This window comes from Caulobacter sp. 10L414, from assembly GCF_056395525.1.
In genome coordinates, this window is sequence record NZ_JBFTJR010000083.1 from 1 (window position 1) to 16,976 (window position 16,976).

Sequence of the window (16,976 nt, forward strand, 5' to 3'; positions counted from 1 at the left end):
CCTCTGGGGGAGGTGGCCCGAAGGGCCGGAGGGGGCGCTAAGCGCTCTACCGGCGTTTCTTCGACTTCGGCGCCGGCTTGGCCGCCGTGTTGACCACGGCCCCGGCCCCCGCGCCGACGACGGCGCCCACAGGCCCGGCGACGACCGCGCCCGCGATGGCCCCGGTGGCCGCCCGCTGCTCCATATTGTGGCCGCAGGCCGTGGTCAGGGCGGCCAGGGCCAGGATGGCGGCCAAGCGCGGCGCGAACGGCGAGAGGCGGGGCATCAGGGGGTCTCCAAAGCTTCGGCGCGGGGGCGATCCAACTGCAGCGGTTAACGGCGAAGCTTGGTCGAGGTTCCGACCTAGCCGCGACGGAGGGGCAAAAACCGCGCTGCTGCGGCGTTTTGGCGCCCGTCCAGGTTTTTCCTGTGAATCAAAGTGTTAACGGTATCGGTAGCCGAAAAGGCAGGCAAAACTCATGCTGCGGTGCAGCAGGCGCTTGCGACTCGGTCATAGTTCGGTCATAAGGCGAGGCATAAGCAGGATCTCGACCTTATTGCGAACGGTCGAACCTCCGCTGCCAGACCGGCCCGATAGTGCTTTTTCCGGGTGTCTTGGGAGCGTTTTTGTCGGGGGGCCGGTGCGCCCTCGTCGCGCAGGACGCAAGTTTTGAATATCAAGTCGCAGACGTGCGCTGACGCGCGCGGGCTGATCGGCGCCGTATTGGTCGGGTCCGTCACGGGCCTGGCGCTTGGCGGCGTCTATCTGGCGGGGGGCATGGCCCAGACCGCCGCTCAGCACGCTCGGGTTACGCGCCTGGCCGACAGCGCCGCGGGGAGCTACTCCGAAGCGGCGCTGCATCAGGCCGCGTCGCGCATGGACGCCGGGGCGCTCGCCATCGCCCGTCGCCATGACCCCTATACCGTCGCCGGCGACGCCCAGCGCGACCGCCAGGCCTCTCTGCTCGCCGCCCGCCTCGAAAGCGGCGACGACAAGACCGAGGACAAGCCGCTCCTGATGCGCGCCAGCCTCGGCGGTTCCTTCAATCCGGCCGCCGCGCCGTTCCACCTCGCCAACGCCCTCGAAAGCTCGCGCGAACTCGAGTGCCTGGCCCAGGCCGTCTACTACGAAGCCCGGGGCGAGACCTCCAGCGGCCAGGCCGCAGTGGCTCAAGTCGTATTAAACCGCGTACGCCACCCTTCGTTCCCCAAGTCGATCTGCGGCGTGGTGTTCCAGGGCGCCTCGGCCCGCACCGGCTGCCAGTTCAGCTTCGCCTGCGACGGCTCGATGCGCGCCCGTCCCGAACGCGCCGCCTGGACCCGGGCCCGCAAGGTCGCCTCGCGCGCCCTGGCCGGCACGGTGATGTCCGAGGTCGGCTCGGCCACCCACTTCCACACCACCGGCGTCGCGCCGAACTGGGGTCCGCGCCTGATGCGCGTCGCCCAGGTCGGCATGCACGTGTTCTACCGCTTCGGCGGTCGCGCCGGCGCGCCGGGCGCCTTCACCGACAAGCCGCGGCCCTCGACCATCGAGGACCTGCCGGACGCGCCCGTCCTGACGGCCCTTCCGCAGGCGCCCAGCGCCGACGGCAAGCCGGTGATCTATGTCGCCAGCGCCCTGGTCACGGCCAAGGAAGGCGGCATGGGCGGCCCGGAGAAGGTCGGTCCCGAACCGGCGTCGGCCCCGGCCATGCGTCCTGCCAAGGCCGGCGACAAGGCCGAGGCGGTCAAGCCGTCGTCGGTGATCGCGACCGGAGCTGGTTCCTGAGGAACCCAGGGGCCAGGCGGGCCATGAACCGCATCTGCCTGGCCCGCTTGCCCACGAGGTAATAGAGCTCGCGGCCGTGCGCCGCCTGCCAGACCGTCTGCGCCGCCTCGTCGACGCCGTAGACGGGCAGTCCGCTCTTGCGCAGCTCCTCGCCCATGTCGGCGTTCTTGCCCGGCTGGGAGTTGCGCAGGATCGGCGTCTCGACGAACCACGGCATGACGCAGGCCACGCTGACGCTGAAGGCGGCGAACTMGGCGTCCAGCGCCTCGGACAGTCCGCGCACCGCGAACTTGGTCGCCGAATAGACCGCCAGGCCCGGCGAGCCGTAGATCCCCGCGCAAGAGGCCATGTTGACGAGGCGCGAGCCGGGCGTGGCCTTCAGGAAGGGCAGGGCGGCCCGCGCCCCGTTCAACACGCCCTGCACGTTGACCGCCAGCATCAGGTCGTCGCCCTGCGGGTCGCTTTCCGAAAAGGGGCCGAAGCGCGCCACGCCGGCGTTGTTGAACAGGACGTCCAGCCGGCCGCCGGATTGCTCGACGAAGGCGGAAAGGGCGGGCGTCCACGCCTGCCGGTCGCGCACGTCCAGGGGATGGATGGAGCCGTTGGCGGGGCCGATCTCGGCCAGGGCGCGGGCCAGGCCGGCCTCGTCGATGTCCGACAGGCCGACGAACCAGCCTTCCGCCGAAAAGCGCTTGGCGCTGGCCAGGCCGATGCCGCTGGCCGCGCCGGTGATGAAGATGGCCTTGCGAGCCGACATGTCCGCCTCCCCGTCGTTGTTGTTCATTATCGCCGATCAGACAGCGACCGACGGGGAGGGGTCAAGTTCACGTACGCGTCAGGCGCGCATCAGTCGGTCTGGTCGTCGATCTCGGCGTCGGGGCCGTTCTTCTTGATCGACTCGATGGCGTTCTTGGCCGAGGCCTTCGAGGCGTAGCCTTCGGTCCAGAAGATGGTCTCGCTGTTGTAGACGAAATAGGCGACGAACTCGCCGGCCTTGTTCTTCTTGATCAGGAACTTGTGGGCCATCTGGTGCTCCCGGGGGGTGATGACTGGTCGTGGGTCGACGAGCCGACGTAGCGACCCTCGCGCCCCTGACGCGACCCTGTCAACCGCGTTGCGGTGAAGCCCGGCGCACGGAATGATGGAGACTCATCAGGCCGGACGGATCCATGAGCGCGGACAAACTCGACCACCTCTCGCGCACCCTGCTGGGCGAGGCCTATGCCGACCTTTCGGCCGTCAAGCGCAGCGTCATCGACCTGATCGCCGCCGAGGCCCCCACGGGTCTCGCGCCCGGGCTGTCGCAGAAGGAAGGCAGCTTCTGGGAGCGCCTGGCCGACCGGGTGGCCGCGATCGGCGGCTCCTGGGGCTTCATCGGCGGGTTCTCGGCGGTGCTGGCCGCCTGGGTGATCCTGAATCTGGCCCTGATGCCGTTTCACAAGGCCTTCGATCCCTATCCCTTCATCTTCCTGAACCTGGTGCTGTCGACCCTGGCGGCGATCCAGGCCCCGATCATCATGATGAGCCAGAACCGCCAGGCGGCGAAGGACCGCGAGGCGGCCGAGCATGACTACGTCGTCAACCTGCGCGCCGAGCTCGAGATCATGCGCCTGCACGACAAGCTCGACGCCCTGCGCATGGCCGAACTGTCCGACATGGCCCGCGCCAACACCGCCTGCCTCGACGAGCTGCGGGCCGAGGTGAAGGCGCTGCGGGGCGGCTAGCTGGCCTTGGCCGCCCGGCGCAGGGCCTGGGGCGGCTGGCCGAACACGCGGATGAAGGCCCGGCGCATGCGTTCGGAGTCGCCGAACCCTGACTCCAGGGCGATGTCCTCGACCTGCAGCGGGGCGCTGTCGAGCAGGGCCCGGGCGGCCTCCACCCGCAGCCGCTCGATGGCCTTGGCCGGGGTCGAGCCGGTCTCGGCGGCGAACAGGCGGGCGAAGTTGCGCGGGCTCATGGCCGCGCGCTCGGCCAGCTCCTCGACGCTGAGCGGCCGGGCCAGGTTCTCGCGCGCCCAGGCCAGGAGGGCGTCGAAGCGTCCGCCCTTCAGCTCCAGCAGGGCCGAGAACTGCGACTGGCCGCCCGGCCGGCGGTGATAGACCACCAGCTGCTGGGCCGTGCGCTTGGCGACGGCTTCGCCGAGGTCGGCCCCGATCATCGCCAGGGCCAGGTCGATGCCCGCCGTGATGCCGGCCGAGCTCCAGATCGGGCCGTCCTGCACCCAGATGCGGTCGGCCTCGAGCCGCACGTCCGGAAAGCGCTTCTGGAAGTCCTTGGTGCGGCTCCAGTGGGTGGTGGCCCGCTTGCCGTCCAGCAGGCCCGCCGCCGCCAGCACGTAGGTTCCCGAGCAGACGCTGGCCGTCCGCCGCGCCTGCCGCGCGGTCTTGCGCACATAGTCGAGCGTCGCCGCGCAAGCGGCGGGCGCCCGCACGCCGTCGCCGCCCGAGATCAGCAGGGTGTCGAAAGCAGGCGCCTTGTCGAACGCCACGGTGTCGAAGGCCGCGCCCGAACTGCTGGCCGTCCAGCCGCCGTCGCGCGACACCACCGTCAGGCCATAGGCCCCGGGATCGAACCGCGCGGCGATCTCGAAGGTCGAGATCGGGCCGGCGGCGTCCAGAAGCTGGAAGCCCGGATAGACCAGCATGCCGACGGCGCGAGGCATGGCATTCCCCCGAATGATGGCGGAAATCGAGGGATCTCCGTCATTTCCGCCGAACGCTATCGGGGAGAGCATCGGTCGTCAAACCAGGAGGGCTCTCATGGCCGACCCGATCCGCATCGTCTTCGCCCTGTTTCCGGGCGTGACCCATCTCGACTTCACCGGCCCCCACCAGATCCTGGCGCGGCTGCCGGGCGCCCAGATCTCCGTCGCCAGCCTCGCCGGCGGCGAGATCGAGGCCGACGGCCTGATCTTCGCCCATCTGGCGCGGCTCGACCAGATCGAGGCTTGCGACATCCTCTGCATTCCCGGCGGGTTCGGCACGACCCAGGCCATGGGCGACGAGGCCTTCCTGGAGCAGGTCAAGCGTCTGGCCTGGAGCGCGCGCTACGTCACCAGCGTCTGCACCGGCTCGCTGGTGCTGGCCGCCGCGGGGCTGCTGGAAGGCAAGCGGGCGGCCTGCCACTGGGCCTGGCGCGACCAGCTGGCGCTGTTCAGCGCCATCCCCGACGCGGCCCGCGTCGTTCGCGACGGCCGCTTCGTCACCGGCGGCGGGGTTACGGCCGGCGTCGACTTCGCCCTGACCCTGGTCGCCGAGATCGCCGGTCCCACCGTCGCCCAGGCCATCCAGCTGGCCGTCGAGTACGCGCCCGACCCGCCGTTCCAGTCGGGCCGGCCTGAATTGGCCCCGCCGGAGATCCTGGCCCGCGTGCGCCGCATCTACGACAACGGTATGGACGAGCGCCGCGCGGCGGCCGTGGCGGCGGCCGAGCGGTTGGGGAAGGGGGCGCTGGAAGGGGTCTAGCCGCTCGCGGCTGGAACGTAGACATCCTGGCGCTGACTAGGCTCCGGGGCATCCCATTCGAAGGCCGCAAGCACTGCCGTCGCCAGCAACCGTACGACCCTCCAGGACGGATGATTGCGCACGGCGTTGTCGGTCCAGAGACCCTCGTCGCCGGCTTCGCTCATCTGGCAAAGCCAAGCTTCAAGCGCGTCGAGGCAGGCCTGGCGATGCGGGCTCAGGTCTGATCTTCCACGGCCCAGTTCACGGAGCCCGTCGTCAAAGGTCAGTGCGAGTTCGTCGGCTTTGCATACGAATTCGGGTGACAACGACAGCTGCATTTCAGCGGGCTGGGCCAGGCAATAGACCGCCCATCGGAATCCTTCGCGTACGGGCTTTGGGTTGCGGGTCATCTTCAGGACCCTAGACGGGGGCGATGGGGAAGGGAACGAGAAGGGCGGCTGATCCCTGCCTCACCCCACCTGCACGCCGGTCATCGAGATCGCCGCGAAGACGTCGTCGGCGAAGAACGACACCGGCTCGTCCGGCCCTTGCGCGCCCAGCACGTAGAGCAGCGGCAGATAGTGTTCGGCGCTGTTGATCGACAGCGCCGCGTCGGGGCCCAGGCTCTCCCAGTCGATCAGCGGCTGGTGGTCGCCCGCCGTGATCAGGGCCTTGGCGCGCTCGTTGAAGCGCGGCGCCCAGTCGGGGGTCTCGCCGGTGCGGAAGTTCACGGCCCGCAGGTTATGGACGATGTCGCCGCTGCCGATGATCAGCACGCCCTCGTCGCGCAGCGCCGCCAGCCGGCGGCCGGCCTCGTAGTGCCAGGCGTTGGGCTGGCCGCGGTCGATGCTCAGCTGCACCACCGGCACGTCGGCGTCGGGATACATCGGCGCCAGCACGCTCCAGGCCCCGTGGTCGAGGCCGCGGGTCGGATGCTGCACCGTGCGTTGCGGGGCCAGCAGGTCGGCGGCGCGCTGGGCCAGGGCCGGATCGCCCGGCGCGCGGTACTGCACGTCGAACAGCGCCTGCGGGAAGCCGCCGAAATCGTGGATGGTCTCGGGGCGCTCGGCGGCGCTCAGCGCCGTGCCGCCCATGGTCTCCCAATGGGCGCTGATCATCAGCACGGCCTTGGGGCGCGGCAGGTCGCGGCCCAGCTGCGCCCAGGCGCGGCTCCAGGCGTTGTCCTCGATGGCGTTCATCGGCGAGCCGTGGCCGATGAAGAGGACGGGCATGCGGGTCATGGCGCGAAATCCAAATAGAAACTCGTACAGTTACAGATGGGCGCTCGCGCCTCGCGGGTCAAGGACGGCCGGCGCGACCTTCCGCCGCTTCCCCCCGAGGCCGGGCTTTGTTAAGGCCTGCCCTCGTGAGCACGTCCCAGTCATCCTCGGAGTCGGCCCCGCCGGTCGCCCCAGCCGCGTCTTTCGTCAGCCATTCGACCCGGCCGGCCACGCGCGGCGGCGCGCTGGACCTGCTGCGCCTGCTGGCCGCCCTGCTGATCGTGGTCTACCACTTCGGCGCCGAGAGCCCCCTGCGGATCGAGCGTTTCCACCCGGTGTTCGCGCGCGGCTATCTGGCCACCGACTTCTTCCTGATGCTGTCGGGCTACGTGCTGGGTCGCGCCTACGGGCCGTCGGCCATTTCCGGCCGCATCACCCACTTCCAGTTCTGGCTGCGCCGCGCCGCGCGCGTGTGGCCGGGGCACCTGATGGTGCTGGCCGCCATGGCCGGCCTGGTGCTGGCGCTGAACCTGATCGGCACCGACGCCCACAAGCCCTCGCGCTTCGCCTGGGACCAGCTGCCGCTGCAGGCGATGCTGATGCATGCCTGGGGCTTCAACAGCGACGGCTGGAACCTGCCCAGCTGGTCGCTGTCGGCGCTGATCGTCTGCTACGCTCTGTTCCCCTGGTTCTGGCGCGCCGCCAGCGCCACGCGCCGTCCCTGGCTGCCCATCGCCCTGGCCGCCGTGGTCGTGGTGCTGTTCGACGTCGCCGCCCGCCGCACCAACGGCTTCGGCTTCGCCGAGGTCCCGATCGGCCTGTCCGACCTGCCGCTGCGCATCGGCGTGCTGCGGGCCGTTCCGCTGTTCCTGCTGGGCCTGTGCCTGGCGCGCGCGGTCGAGCTTTCCTGGCCCACCGAGAAGGCCGCCAAGGTGCTGCTGACCGTCGGCTGCGCGGGCCTGGTGATCATCCAGCTGATCGGCCGCTACGACCTGCCCAGCCTGACCTGCCTGGCCGCCATCATCCTCGGCGCCGGCCGGCTGCCGGTGAAGCATCCCAAGGCCTGGATCGAGGAGGGCGCCAAGCTCTCCTTCGCCCTGTTCATCACCCACATCCTGGTCGGCGTGATCTACTGGAGCGCCGTGCACAAGCTGATCGACACCGTGCCGATCGGCATCGGCTGGCAGTGGCTGATGTGGCTGGCCGGCTTCCCGCTGGCCATCGGCGCGGCCTGGGTCTTCCACACCTTCATCGACCAGCCCGTGCAGGATCGCATCATGCCGTGGGTGCGCGGCAGGGGCTAGAAGACCTCCAGCGCCTGGGTGTTGGTCTGACGCTCCGTGAGCGCGCGCACCAGCTTGGCGAAGTAGACGCAGGCGACCAGGTTCAGCACGCCGCTGACCAGCCCGACCACCTCGCCGAACCGGATGAGATCCAGGTCGCCGGAAGGGTCGACCCAACTGTTGGCCTGGTCGATCACCGAGCTGGCGATCCAGAAGCCCCACCAGACGCGCATCCAACCCGGCGTGGGCACAGAGCGCCAGTCCTGCGGATCGCAACTGGCCTGCCAGGTTTCTTTCATGGCCTTGAACGGCTTGAAGAGCGTGGCGATCGGTACGAAGTACCAGCCGATGGCCCATGGCGGCGTGATCGTCAGGTCCGGCGCCATGACGTGGGCGTTGATGTTCACCCGATGGATCCACTTCAGGCCCAGAACGCTGCCGACAGCGAACACCGCCACATAGGCTAGGTTGATCATGACGTCGACCGTCTGGACAGTGTCCAGGCTGGGGCCGGCTTCGGCGCTGGCCGCCGCAAACAGCACAACCCCCGAGATCATGCTGACAGCCGTCGCGCCCATCTGGATCCAAACCCACAGCAGCACGGTCCTGGCCAACGGCGCTGGCGCGCGCGGCGTGTAGGTCTTCTTGGTCAATGATCCGCCCCCGGAGACTGAGGGCGTCTCTTAGCGGGCAGGAAGGGTTTGGATCAATCCCGGCGAGAGCCTCTTCAGGCCGCGTCCAGCCCGATATCCAGCACCGGCGCCGAGTGGGTCAGGGCCCCGACGCTGATCACGTCCACGCCCGTTTCGGCGATGGCGCGCACGGTGGCCAGGTTCACCCCGCCCGAGGCCTCCAGAACCGCGCGGCCCTTAGCCAGCGCCACGGCGGTCGCAAGATCGGCCAGGCTGAAATTGTCGAGCATCACCACGTCGGGGCCGTGCTTTAGGGCGTCTTCCAGCTGGTCCAGGCCGTCGACCTCGACCTCCACCTTGACCAGGTGCCCGGCGAAGGCGCGGGCCCGGCGGACCGCTTCGCCGACCCCGCCGCAGGCGGCGACGTGGTTGTCCTTGATCAGGATCGCGTCGTCGAGGCCGAAGCGGTGGTTGACCCCGCCGCCGCAGCGCACCGCGTACTTCTCCAGGGCGCGCAGGCCCGGCGTGGTCTTGCGGGTGTCGACGATGGTCGCGCCCGTGCCCTCGACCAGGCGCACATAGGCGCGGGTCAGGGTGGCGATGCCCGACAGGCGGCCCAGCAGGTTCAGGCCCGTGCGCTCGGCGGCCAGCACGGCGCGGGCGTTGCCCTCGGCGCGGGCCAGCACCGTGCCCGGCGCGGCGTCGGCGCCGTCGGGCGTGATCACCTCGAAGGTMGCGGTCGGGTCCAGGGCGGCCAGCGACAGGCGCGCGCACGACAGCCCGGCGACCCGGCCGTCCTGGCGGCTGGCGAACAGCACCGACAGCCGGGCGTCGGCGTCGATGCAGGCCAGGCCCGTGATGTCGCCGGCCCGGCCCAGATCCTCGGCCAGGGACAGATCGACGATGGGACGGACGAGAAGGTCGGGCAGCGGCTGGATACGGGGGAGGGCGGTCAAAACAGCTCCGACAGCGGAATGCGAACTTCGGGGGCGAACAGCGGCGAGACGGCCGCGGCGTCGCCTTCGTGGACAGCGGTCTCGCCCCAGCCGCCGTCTGGGAGCGGCTGGCTGAAGACCGTCAGGCGACGGGCTTCCGGCTCGGCCACCCAGTATTCCGGCACGCCGGCCTTGGCGTAGAGGCGGCTCTTCACCGTCAGGTCGTTGCCGAGCGACGAGATGGAAACCTCGACGACCAGGACGGCGGCTTCGGCTTCGGCGTACTTTCCTTCGGGCGCCCGAGCCACGAGGACGTCGGGATCAGGCGCGCTGTAACGTCCCAGCTTCAGGGTGGAGCCCACGAAGACCTTCAGGCTCGTCGAAGCGGATAGCTTGCGTATCGCGCTCTTGAGCACGAAAGCCGCGTTTGCGCTGACCTCGCCATGATCCAGGGAAGCGGGCGCCATGTGGATGATCTTCCCCTCGATCAGTTCTACGTGGCCGGAGACGTCGGCGAACACGCCGGCCTGGTCCATGCGCTCGTACTGGTCGAAGTCGAACAGGAACTCGGTATCGCCGCGTTCCTCGAAACCCGCGCTGGTCGCCGTCATGGTCGCGTCTCCGTTCCCCTTACGTACCACTACTCGGCGGCGTGGCGCAAACCGGCCTGGATGGGGTCGAGGGTGACGAAGGTGCGGACGGGGGCGGCCTTTTCGGGGAAGTCCGAACGGTAGTGACCGCCCCGGCTTTCCTGGCGGGCCAGGGCGGCGTCGACGATCAGGCGGGCGGCGACCAGGGGCGGGCAGGGGCCGTGGGCCGCTTCCAGCGCCGCGATCTCTTCCTGCAGGCGGGCTAGGCCCGTCGCGCCGCGGATGACGCCGGCGTCGCGGCTCATGGCCTTGCGCAGCGCCTGGAAGGCTTCGTCCGGCAGGTCGGGCAGCGGCGCGAGCGAGACCGGCTCGTCGCCCGTCTCGCCCTCGGCGGCGGCGGCGCGGCCGGCGCGGGCGCCGAACACGGCCGCTTCCAGCAGGCTGTTGGAGGCCAGGCGGTTGGCGCCCTGCACGCCGGTGGAGGCGCATTCGCCGGCGGCGTAGAGGCCCGGCAGGCTGGCGCGGCCGTCCAGGTCGGTGGCGACGCCGCCCATGTGGTAGTGCACGGCCGGCACGACCGGGATCATCTCGCGGCGCGGATCGATCCCGGCGCTCTGGCAGGCCTCGAACACGGCCGGGAACTCGCGGGGGAAGTGGCCGCCCACGGCCGTCGTCGCGTCGAGGAAGGCGCCGCGGCCGGCGGCGCGCTCGGCGTGGATGGCGCGGGCCACCACGTCGCGCGGCGCCAGCTCCTTGGCCGGGTGATAGTCGGCCATGAAGGCGCGGCCATCCGTATTTCGCAGGATCGAGCCTTCGCCGCGCAGCGCTTCCGTCGCCAGGGGCGCGGGATCGCGGCCGATGTCGATGGCCGTGGGGTGGAACTGCACGAACTCGGGATCGGCGATCTCGGCGCCGGCCAGCGCGGCCAGGCCCAGGCCTTCGCCACGCACTTGGGTCGGCGTCGTGGTGACGGCGTAGAGGCCGCCGACGCCGCCGGTGGCCAGGACCACGGCATGGCTGCGAACCTCGACCAGAGCGCCGTCGATCTCGGCGAGCACGCCGACCACGCGACCGGTCTCGTCCTGGAGCAGCCGGCGAGCGCGGGCGTTCTCGCGGACCTCGATCGTGGGCGTGGCGCGCACCGTCGCGATGACGGCGGCCATGATCGCCGCGCCGGCGCCGTCGCCGCCGACGCGGGCGACGCGGGCCTTGGAGTGGGCGGCTTCCAGGCTCAGCACGAAGTCGCCGTCCGGTTTGCGGTCGAACGGCGCGCCCAGGGCGGCCAGGGCGCGAACGGCGGCGGGGCCTTCACGGGTCAGCAGCGCCACGGCCTCGCCGTCGCACAGGCCGGCGCCCGCCGCGATGGTGTCGGCGGCATGCAGCGAAGGCGTGTCGTCGCCGGCCAGGGCGGCGGCCAGGCCGCCCTGCGCCCAGGCGCTGGAACAGCCGCTCGCCAGCGGCGTCGGCGACAGCACCAGCGCGGTCTTGGCCGCCAGCGCGGCGGTGAGGCCGGCAAGGCCCGCACCGAGGATGACGGGGCCGTCGAAGTCTACGCGTTCGATCACTGGATACGCTCCCTGGGGAGAGGGAAGGGCGAAAGGGGCTAGATCAGCTCCACGTCCACGTGGTGGCGAGCCTTGACGAGGTCGTAGCGGGCCGGGGCGGCGGGCGGGGGCAGGTCGATCATCCGCTGCACGGCCTGGCGGGCGCGCTCCAGCACATCGGCGTCGACGGTCACCTCGTACTGCTCGTGCACCAGGGCGTCGTAGATGTTCTGCAGCGTGATCCGCTTCATGTGCGGGCACATGTTGCAGGGGCCGATGAACTGGGTCCCGGGGCTTTCGGCCTGCACGTTGCTGGCCATCGAGCACTCGGTGATCAGCACCACCTGGGCGGGCTTGCGGGCTGCGACATAGTCGTTCATCGCCGCGGTCGAGCCGGCGAAGTCCGAGGCCTCGAGGATCTCGGCCGGGCATTCGGGGTGGGCCAGCACCTCGGCGCCGGGCCAGGCCGCGCGCATGTCGGCGATGTCCTGGGCGGTGAAGCGCTTGTGCACCTCGCAGTGGCCGGCCCAGGCGATGATCTTGACGTTGGTCTGGCGGGCGACGTTGCGGGCCAGGAACTCGTCGGGGATCAGGATGACCTTGTCGGTCCCCCATTCCTTGGCGGCCCATTCGACCACCTGCACGGCGTTGGCGCTGGTGCAGCAGATGTCGGTCTCGGCCTTCACGTCGGCGGTGGTGTTGACGTAGGTGACCACCGGCACGCCCGGATGGCGCTCCTTGATCAGCCGCACGTCCGCGCCCGTGATCGACGAGGCCAGGCTGCAGCCGGCCAGCAGGTCGGGGATCAGGATCTTCTTCTCGGGGCTGAGCACCTTGCTGGTCTCGGCCATGAAGTGCACGCCGGCCTGGACGATGATCGCCGCGTCGCTCTTGGCGGCTTCCTTGGCCAGCGCCAGGCTGTCGCCCACGAAGTCGCCCACGCCGTGGAAGATGTCCGGCGTCATGTAGTTGTGGGCCAGGATGGCGGCGTTCTTCTCGCGCTTGATCCGGTTGATCTCCGAGATCAGCGGCGCGTGCAGACGCCATTCCATCGGGGTGACGTGGTGCTTGACCTTGTCCCAGACGGCGGCGGTCTCCGCCTCGATGTCGGCGGTGAAGGCGAGGGGCGCGAAACCGTCGGCCATGTCGTCCTCTCTTATGCTCAAAGTGAGCATTTCCTGGGCCTCAAAAAACGCCGGGCAAAGGTTGCGGCTCCGTCCGGCGTCGCGACTTATGCTGAAAGTGAGCATAAGGGGCTATCCAGATATAGCCGCTCGTTCCTCGAATGCAAAGCATGCGGACGAAAAATCCCGCGACGGCGCGCAAGGACGCCCGTTCGGTCCAAGGGCGGATCAGTGCGGGCGGCGGGTCTCGAAGGCCTGGTCTATGGCCCGCACCAGCGCGTCCAGCGCATAGGGCTTGCGCAGAAGGGGCCAGGGCGCGGCGCGGGCTTCCGCCAGCTCCTGGCCGGTGTAGCCCGAGCTCAGCAGGATCGGCAGTTCGGGCCGCTCGGCCGAGAGGATGGCCGCCAGGTCGACGCCGCTCTTGTCGCCGGGCATCATCACGTCGGTGACCAGCAGGCCCAGTTCCGGGTGGGCGCGGGCCACCTCAAGGGCCTCGTCGGCGTCGCCGGCCCGGCGCACGTTGTGGCCCAGCTCCAGCAGCATGGCCTCGACCAGGTCGCCGACCTCGACGTCGTCCTCGGCCAGCAGCACATCGACGCCGGGGCGCGGGGCGGGCGGGGCCACCGGCGCCGCCTGCAGGATCGCGCCCTCGTGGCTGGCCGGCAGCAGCAGCGACACCGTCGTGCCGTGGCCCGGCTTGGAGGTGATCTCGACCTCGCCGCCGCTCTGGCGCACGAAGCCGTAGACCTGCGACAGGCCAAGCCCGGTGCCCTTGCCCGAGGCCTTGGTCGTGAAGAACGGCTCGAAGGCGCGGGCGATGGTGGCCGCGTCCATGCCCTTGCCCTCGTCGCGCACCGAGACGCGCAGATAGGCCCCGGGCTTCAGCTCGCCGCGCGGCTTGTCGAAGGTCTCCGGACCGGATTCCACCACGATCGTCCCGCCGGGCGGACTGGCGTCGCGGGCGTTGACCACCAGGTTCAGCAGGGCCGCCTCGAACTGGCCAGCGTCAATCCGCGCCGTGCGGGTGCCCGAGCCCAGGCTGAGCTTCAGCGGCAAGACCTCGCCCACCGCCCGGCGCAGCAGCGCCTCGCTCTCGGCGATCAGGCGGTCGACGCGGCAGATCTCCGGATTGAGCGGCTGGCGGCGGGCGAAGGCCAGCAGGTGCTGGGTCAGCTTCTCGCCGCGCCTTGCGGCCGACAGCGCCGCGTCGATCATCTTGTCGCGCCGGCGTGCGTCGTCGGGATGGCGCTGCACCGCGTCGAGCGCGCCGATCACCACGGTCAGCAGGTTGTTGAAGTCGTGGGCCACCCCGCCGGTCAGCTGGCCGATGGCCTCCAGCTTCTGGGCCTGGCTGAGCGCGGCCTGGGCCAGGTCGCGCTCGGCGACGGCGGCGTCGACCTTGTCGGCCAGAAGCTCGTTCATGCCGGTCAGCTTGGCCTCGGCCTCCTTGGCGTCGCTGACGTCGAAGGCGATGCCGATGAAGCCGGCGAAGCCGCCGCCGGGGCCGTAGCGCGGCTGCGAGAACGACTTCAGCCACCGCCACTGGCCGTCGGGCCGGCGATAGCGCGCCTCCAGGCTGAACGGCCTGCGCGAGGCCTCGCCGGCGATCTGGGCCTTGAGGATGCCCGGCAGGTCCTCGGGGTGGATGCGGGTGCGCCAGTCCAGGGTCAGGGCGTCGCGATAGTCGGCCCCGGCGAAGTCGACATAGGCGGCGTTGACGAACTCCCGCGCCCCGCCCATGCCGGTGATCCACATCAGGGCCGGGGCGCTGTCGGCCAGCGCCCGGAAGCGGGCCTCGCTCTCGCGCAGGCCTTCCTCGGCCTGGCGGCGCTTGGTGACCTCGAAATTGACGCCCAGCACGCGCAGGGCCCGGCCCGCCGCGTCGCGCTCGATCCGGCCCAGGCCGTGGATCCAGCGCTCGCCGTCCGGCCCGTCCACCAACCGGTACTCCACCTCGTAGAGGGGCCCGCTCTTGATCGCCCGCCGGATCTCGTCCTGCACCCGCGGCCGGTCCTCGGGATGCACGGCGGCGGCCACCTGCTCGAAGTCCAGCGGACCGTCCGGCGGCAGGCGCAGGTTGCGCCGCGCGGCCGGCGACAGGTGCAGGGCCCCGGTGGCTACGTCCCACTCCCACGGGCCGACCCCGGCCGCGGCCTGGGTCACGTCCAGCCGCGTCTCGGCGTCCTGCTGGCGGCGGCGGGCCTCGCCCAGGCCGATGACGGCCTCGCGCATGCCGTGGGCCACGGCCGTCGTGGCCGTCGCCGAGACCAGGTACAGCACCATCGAGGCCGTCTGCGGCTCGCTCATGGTGTCGCCGTAGCGCCCGGCCCACAGCCACCAGCCCAGCGCCGCCCCGCTGGCCATGGGCGCAAGGCCCCAGCGCCAGCCGGCGTACAGCGTCACCAGCACCATGGCGGGGAAGAACGCCTGGGTCGCGCCCAGCGTCTGGTCGGGCCCCAGCAGGGCGAAGCGCATGCCCAGCGCCGCCAGCGTGGCCACGATCGCGGCCAGGGCCGCCCGCCAGAACGGCGGAGGAACCTCTGGTATAAGCCACGCGCTTAGCAGGGCGGACGCCGCACGGCGCGGCGTCGGCGTGGGGGCGAGCGGATCGTTTTTGTTCATTCTTGCTCCGCGCTCATGAGCAGGCTTGCCAAGAGCATGGACACGCTTACCTAGGACACGCAACACGGGAGATCATGAATGGCGACCGCTCCGAACATCGGCATCTCGGCCAAGCAACGCGCTGACATCGCGCAGGGATTGAACAAGGTCCTGGCCGACAGCTATGCGCTCTACCTCAAGACGCACGGCTATCACTGGAATGTTCGCGGGCCCTACTTCCAGTCCCTGCACATCCTCCTGGAAGGCCAATACAACGAAGAATGGGCCGCTCTCGACCTGATCGCCGAGCGCATTCGCGCCCTGGGCGAACTGGCCCCGCAGGGCTACGCCGCCTTCGGCAACCTCTCCAGCATCAAGGACGGCGACGCCGAAAAGGACTGGGAGGGCATGATCAAGGAACTGCTGGCCGACAACGAGACGGTCATCGCCACCCTGCGCGGCGCCATTGAGGCTCCGGACGAGGCGGGCGACGAGGCCACCGTCGACCTCTACACCCAGCGCCTGGCGGCCCACGAAAAGCACGCCTGGATGCTGCGCTCGACCTTGAGCAAGTAATCCGAACACCCCGCGTGCCGTCCCCAAGGCGACATCCGGGCAAGAAGGCCGCCGCGGCGCTGATCGCCGTCGGCGGCCTTTCTGCGTGCGCGACGACCTGGCACCTGCCGCGCCAGCACGGCCGGGCGGCGGGGGTGGCCAGCCAGGCCGGGGCGCTCTCCGATGCGGGCCTGGCGCGCTACACGGCCGACATGGATCCGGCGATGCTGGCCCTGGCCCGTCGTCACGACCCGCGCCCGCGCAAGGACTACTGGGGTCGGGTGAAGGGCTGGGAGGTGATCGACATCGCCACCATCCCGGTGCTGGGCGACGGCGTGCCGGACTTTGCGGACGCGCGGCTGATCAACGGCTACCGCCTGCCCGCGCCCCTGCCGATCGAGGCCGCCAGGCCCTTCGTGCTCAAGGCCTCGGGCGAGGAGCGGGCCCGGGCCCTGCACTGCCTGACCCAGGCGGTCTATTTCGAGGCCGGCTTCGAGGCGCCCGAGGGCCAGCAGGCCGTGGCCCAGACCGTGCTCAACCGCCTGCGCCATCCGGGCTATCCCAAGTCGATCTGCGGCGTGATCTACGAGGGCTCGCTGCGCAGCACCGGCTGCCAGTTCAGCTTCACCTGCRACGGTTCGCTGGAGAAGACGGTGGTTCCGACCCTGTGGGACCGCGCCCAGGCCGTGGCCCGGCGGGCGCTGTCGGGCTTCGTGATGAAGGACGTGGGCGTGGCCACCCACTACCACGCCGACTATGTGGCCCCATACTGGGCGCCCACCCTCGTGAAGCTGCGCCAGGTCGGCACGCACATCTTCTACCGCTGGACCGGCCCGTCGGGCAGGCTGGCCGCCTTCAACGGCCGCTATGCCGGCGGCGAGACCAGGATCTCGGCCGACACCCTGATGGGCGCGGATCCGCGCACGCTGGAGGCCGCGCCGCCAGCCGTCCTGGCCCAGAACCTCGCCCAGACCCTGGGCGGCCCGACGCCGAGCGCGGTGCTGAAGGACGCCAGGCTGGTGGTGATCCCCGACGCCGCCGCGCCGGGAGGCGAGCGCATCAGGGTCGAAGGCAGCGTCGCCGGCCGCCGCATCGCCACCCCCGAAGAGATCGCCCGCATCAACAAGGCCCTGGAAGTGCTGCCCGAGGTCCAGGCCGAAGYCGCCGCCAAGCCCGCCCCGCCGCCGCCGGTCGTCGAGCCCCCTCCGCCGCCGCCCAAGCCGAAACCCCGGCCGCCCAACCTGCTGAACCCGCTCTAGAAGATCCTCCCCCTCTGGGGGAGGTGGCCCAGAGGGCCGGAGG

General features: G+C 70.6%; 18 protein-coding genes. 6 read left to right on the forward strand and 12 right to left on the reverse strand.

Going from position 1 to position 16,976, the window contains the following annotated elements; translation table 11 throughout:
• Positions 1 to 46: 46 nt before the first annotated feature.
• Positions 47 to 265, reverse strand: coding sequence for a hypothetical protein (locus tag AC1DCG_RS22900; protein ID WP_165259128.1), 219 nt, complete (start codon positions 263 to 265; stop codon positions 47 to 49).
• Between the two features lie 384 nt (positions 266 to 649).
• Between AC1DCG_RS22900 and AC1DCG_RS22905 the strand changes: the two genes are divergently transcribed.
• The gene (locus tag AC1DCG_RS22905; RefSeq protein ID WP_165259126.1) at positions 650 to 1,747 is read left to right on the forward strand and encodes a cell wall hydrolase; all 1,098 of its coding nucleotides are present in this window, start codon (positions 650 to 652) and stop codon (positions 1,745 to 1,747) included.
• Here the strand turns inward: AC1DCG_RS22905 and AC1DCG_RS22910 are convergent.
• Both AC1DCG_RS22910 and AC1DCG_RS22915 read right to left on the reverse strand, forming a co-directional pair.
• Complete coding sequence (locus tag AC1DCG_RS22910; protein ID WP_477041689.1) at positions 1,707 to 2,504, reverse strand: SDR family oxidoreductase; 798 nt, start codon at positions 2,502 to 2,504, stop codon at positions 1,707 to 1,709. The two genes, AC1DCG_RS22905 and AC1DCG_RS22910, sit on opposite strands and share 41 nt — an antisense overlap.
• Before the next feature lie 89 nt (positions 2,505 to 2,593).
• On the reverse strand, positions 2,594 to 2,773 hold the full coding sequence (locus AC1DCG_RS22915) for a YegP family protein (RefSeq protein WP_165259123.1): 180 nt from the start codon (positions 2,771 to 2,773) through the stop codon (positions 2,594 to 2,596).
• Positions 2,774 to 2,916: 143 nt separating this feature from the next.
• On the opposite strand from AC1DCG_RS22915, the gene AC1DCG_RS22920 reads away from it, so the two are divergent.
• Positions 2,917 to 3,471 (forward strand): DUF1003 domain-containing protein, encoded by a 555-nt coding sequence (locus AC1DCG_RS22920; RefSeq protein WP_165259121.1) that lies wholly within the window; start codon positions 2,917 to 2,919, stop codon positions 3,469 to 3,471.
• On the opposite strand, the gene AC1DCG_RS22925 is transcribed toward AC1DCG_RS22920, so the two are convergent.
• The gene (locus AC1DCG_RS22925; RefSeq protein WP_477030995.1) at positions 3,468 to 4,409 is read right to left on the reverse strand and encodes a GlxA family transcriptional regulator; all 942 of its coding nucleotides are present in this window, start codon (positions 4,407 to 4,409) and stop codon (positions 3,468 to 3,470) included. The two genes, AC1DCG_RS22920 and AC1DCG_RS22925, sit on opposite strands and share 4 nt — an antisense overlap.
• Before the next feature lie 97 nt (positions 4,410 to 4,506).
• Between AC1DCG_RS22925 and AC1DCG_RS22930 the strand changes: the two genes are divergently transcribed.
• On the forward strand, positions 4,507 to 5,211 hold the full coding sequence (locus AC1DCG_RS22930; RefSeq protein ID WP_477030996.1) for a DJ-1/PfpI family protein: 705 nt from the start codon (positions 4,507 to 4,509) through the stop codon (positions 5,209 to 5,211).
• Here the strand turns inward: AC1DCG_RS22930 and AC1DCG_RS22935 are convergent.
• Positions 5,208 to 5,600, reverse strand: coding sequence for a hypothetical protein (locus AC1DCG_RS22935; RefSeq protein WP_477030997.1), 393 nt, complete (start codon positions 5,598 to 5,600; stop codon positions 5,208 to 5,210). The genes AC1DCG_RS22930 and AC1DCG_RS22935 overlap by 4 nt on opposite strands.
• Before the next feature lie 60 nt (positions 5,601 to 5,660).
• Positions 5,661 to 6,431, reverse strand: a complete 771-nt coding sequence (ygiD, locus tag AC1DCG_RS22940; protein WP_165259114.1) for a 4,5-DOPA-extradiol-dioxygenase — start codon at positions 6,429 to 6,431, stop codon at positions 5,661 to 5,663.
• 125 nt (positions 6,432 to 6,556) lie between these two features.
• Between ygiD and AC1DCG_RS22945 the strand changes: the two genes are divergently transcribed.
• Complete coding sequence (locus AC1DCG_RS22945) at positions 6,557 to 7,714, forward strand: acyltransferase family protein (protein WP_477030998.1); 1,158 nt, start codon at positions 6,557 to 6,559, stop codon at positions 7,712 to 7,714.
• On the opposite strand, the gene AC1DCG_RS22950 is transcribed toward AC1DCG_RS22945, so the two are convergent.
• The 6 genes from AC1DCG_RS22950 to AC1DCG_RS22975 all read right to left on the reverse strand — a co-directional run bounded on the left by AC1DCG_RS22950 (position 7,711) and on the right by AC1DCG_RS22975 (position 15,140).
• Positions 7,711 to 8,346, reverse strand: a complete 636-nt coding sequence (locus tag AC1DCG_RS22950) for a DUF4328 domain-containing protein (RefSeq protein ID WP_477030999.1) — start codon at positions 8,344 to 8,346, stop codon at positions 7,711 to 7,713. The two genes, AC1DCG_RS22945 and AC1DCG_RS22950, sit on opposite strands and share 4 nt — an antisense overlap.
• A gap of 74 nt (positions 8,347 to 8,420) precedes the next feature.
• Positions 8,421 to 9,263 (reverse strand): carboxylating nicotinate-nucleotide diphosphorylase, encoded by an 843-nt coding sequence (nadC, locus tag AC1DCG_RS22955; protein WP_477031005.1) that lies wholly within the window; start codon positions 9,261 to 9,263, stop codon positions 8,421 to 8,423.
• A gap of 14 nt (positions 9,264 to 9,277) precedes the next feature.
• A complete protein-coding gene (locus AC1DCG_RS22960) occupies positions 9,278 to 9,871 on the reverse strand; it encodes a Uma2 family endonuclease (RefSeq protein ID WP_477031000.1) in 594 nt (197 codons plus the stop codon).
• A 29-nt stretch (positions 9,872 to 9,900) separates the two neighbouring features.
• Positions 9,901 to 11,415 (reverse strand): L-aspartate oxidase, encoded by a 1,515-nt coding sequence (locus tag AC1DCG_RS22965; protein WP_477031001.1) that lies wholly within the window; start codon positions 11,413 to 11,415, stop codon positions 9,901 to 9,903.
• A 38-nt stretch (positions 11,416 to 11,453) separates the two neighbouring features.
• On the reverse strand, positions 11,454 to 12,539 hold the full coding sequence (gene nadA / locus AC1DCG_RS22970) for a quinolinate synthase NadA (RefSeq protein WP_165259104.1): 1,086 nt from the start codon (positions 12,537 to 12,539) through the stop codon (positions 11,454 to 11,456).
• A gap of 207 nt (positions 12,540 to 12,746) precedes the next feature.
• On the reverse strand, positions 12,747 to 15,140 hold the full coding sequence (locus AC1DCG_RS22975; RefSeq protein WP_477031002.1) for a PAS domain-containing protein: 2,394 nt from the start codon (positions 15,138 to 15,140) through the stop codon (positions 12,747 to 12,749).
• A 78-nt stretch (positions 15,141 to 15,218) separates the two neighbouring features.
• On the opposite strand from AC1DCG_RS22975, the gene AC1DCG_RS22980 reads away from it, so the two are divergent.
• Together AC1DCG_RS22980 and AC1DCG_RS22985 are read left to right on the forward strand one after the other, a co-directional pair.
• Positions 15,219 to 15,695, forward strand: a complete 477-nt coding sequence (locus AC1DCG_RS22980; protein WP_116488582.1) for a Dps family protein — start codon at positions 15,219 to 15,221, stop codon at positions 15,693 to 15,695.
• A 14-nt stretch (positions 15,696 to 15,709) separates the two neighbouring features.
• Positions 15,710 to 16,933, forward strand: coding sequence for a cell wall hydrolase (locus AC1DCG_RS22985; protein ID WP_477041690.1), 1,224 nt, complete (start codon positions 15,710 to 15,712; stop codon positions 16,931 to 16,933).
• The last annotated feature ends 43 nt before the right edge of the window (positions 16,934 to 16,976 follow it).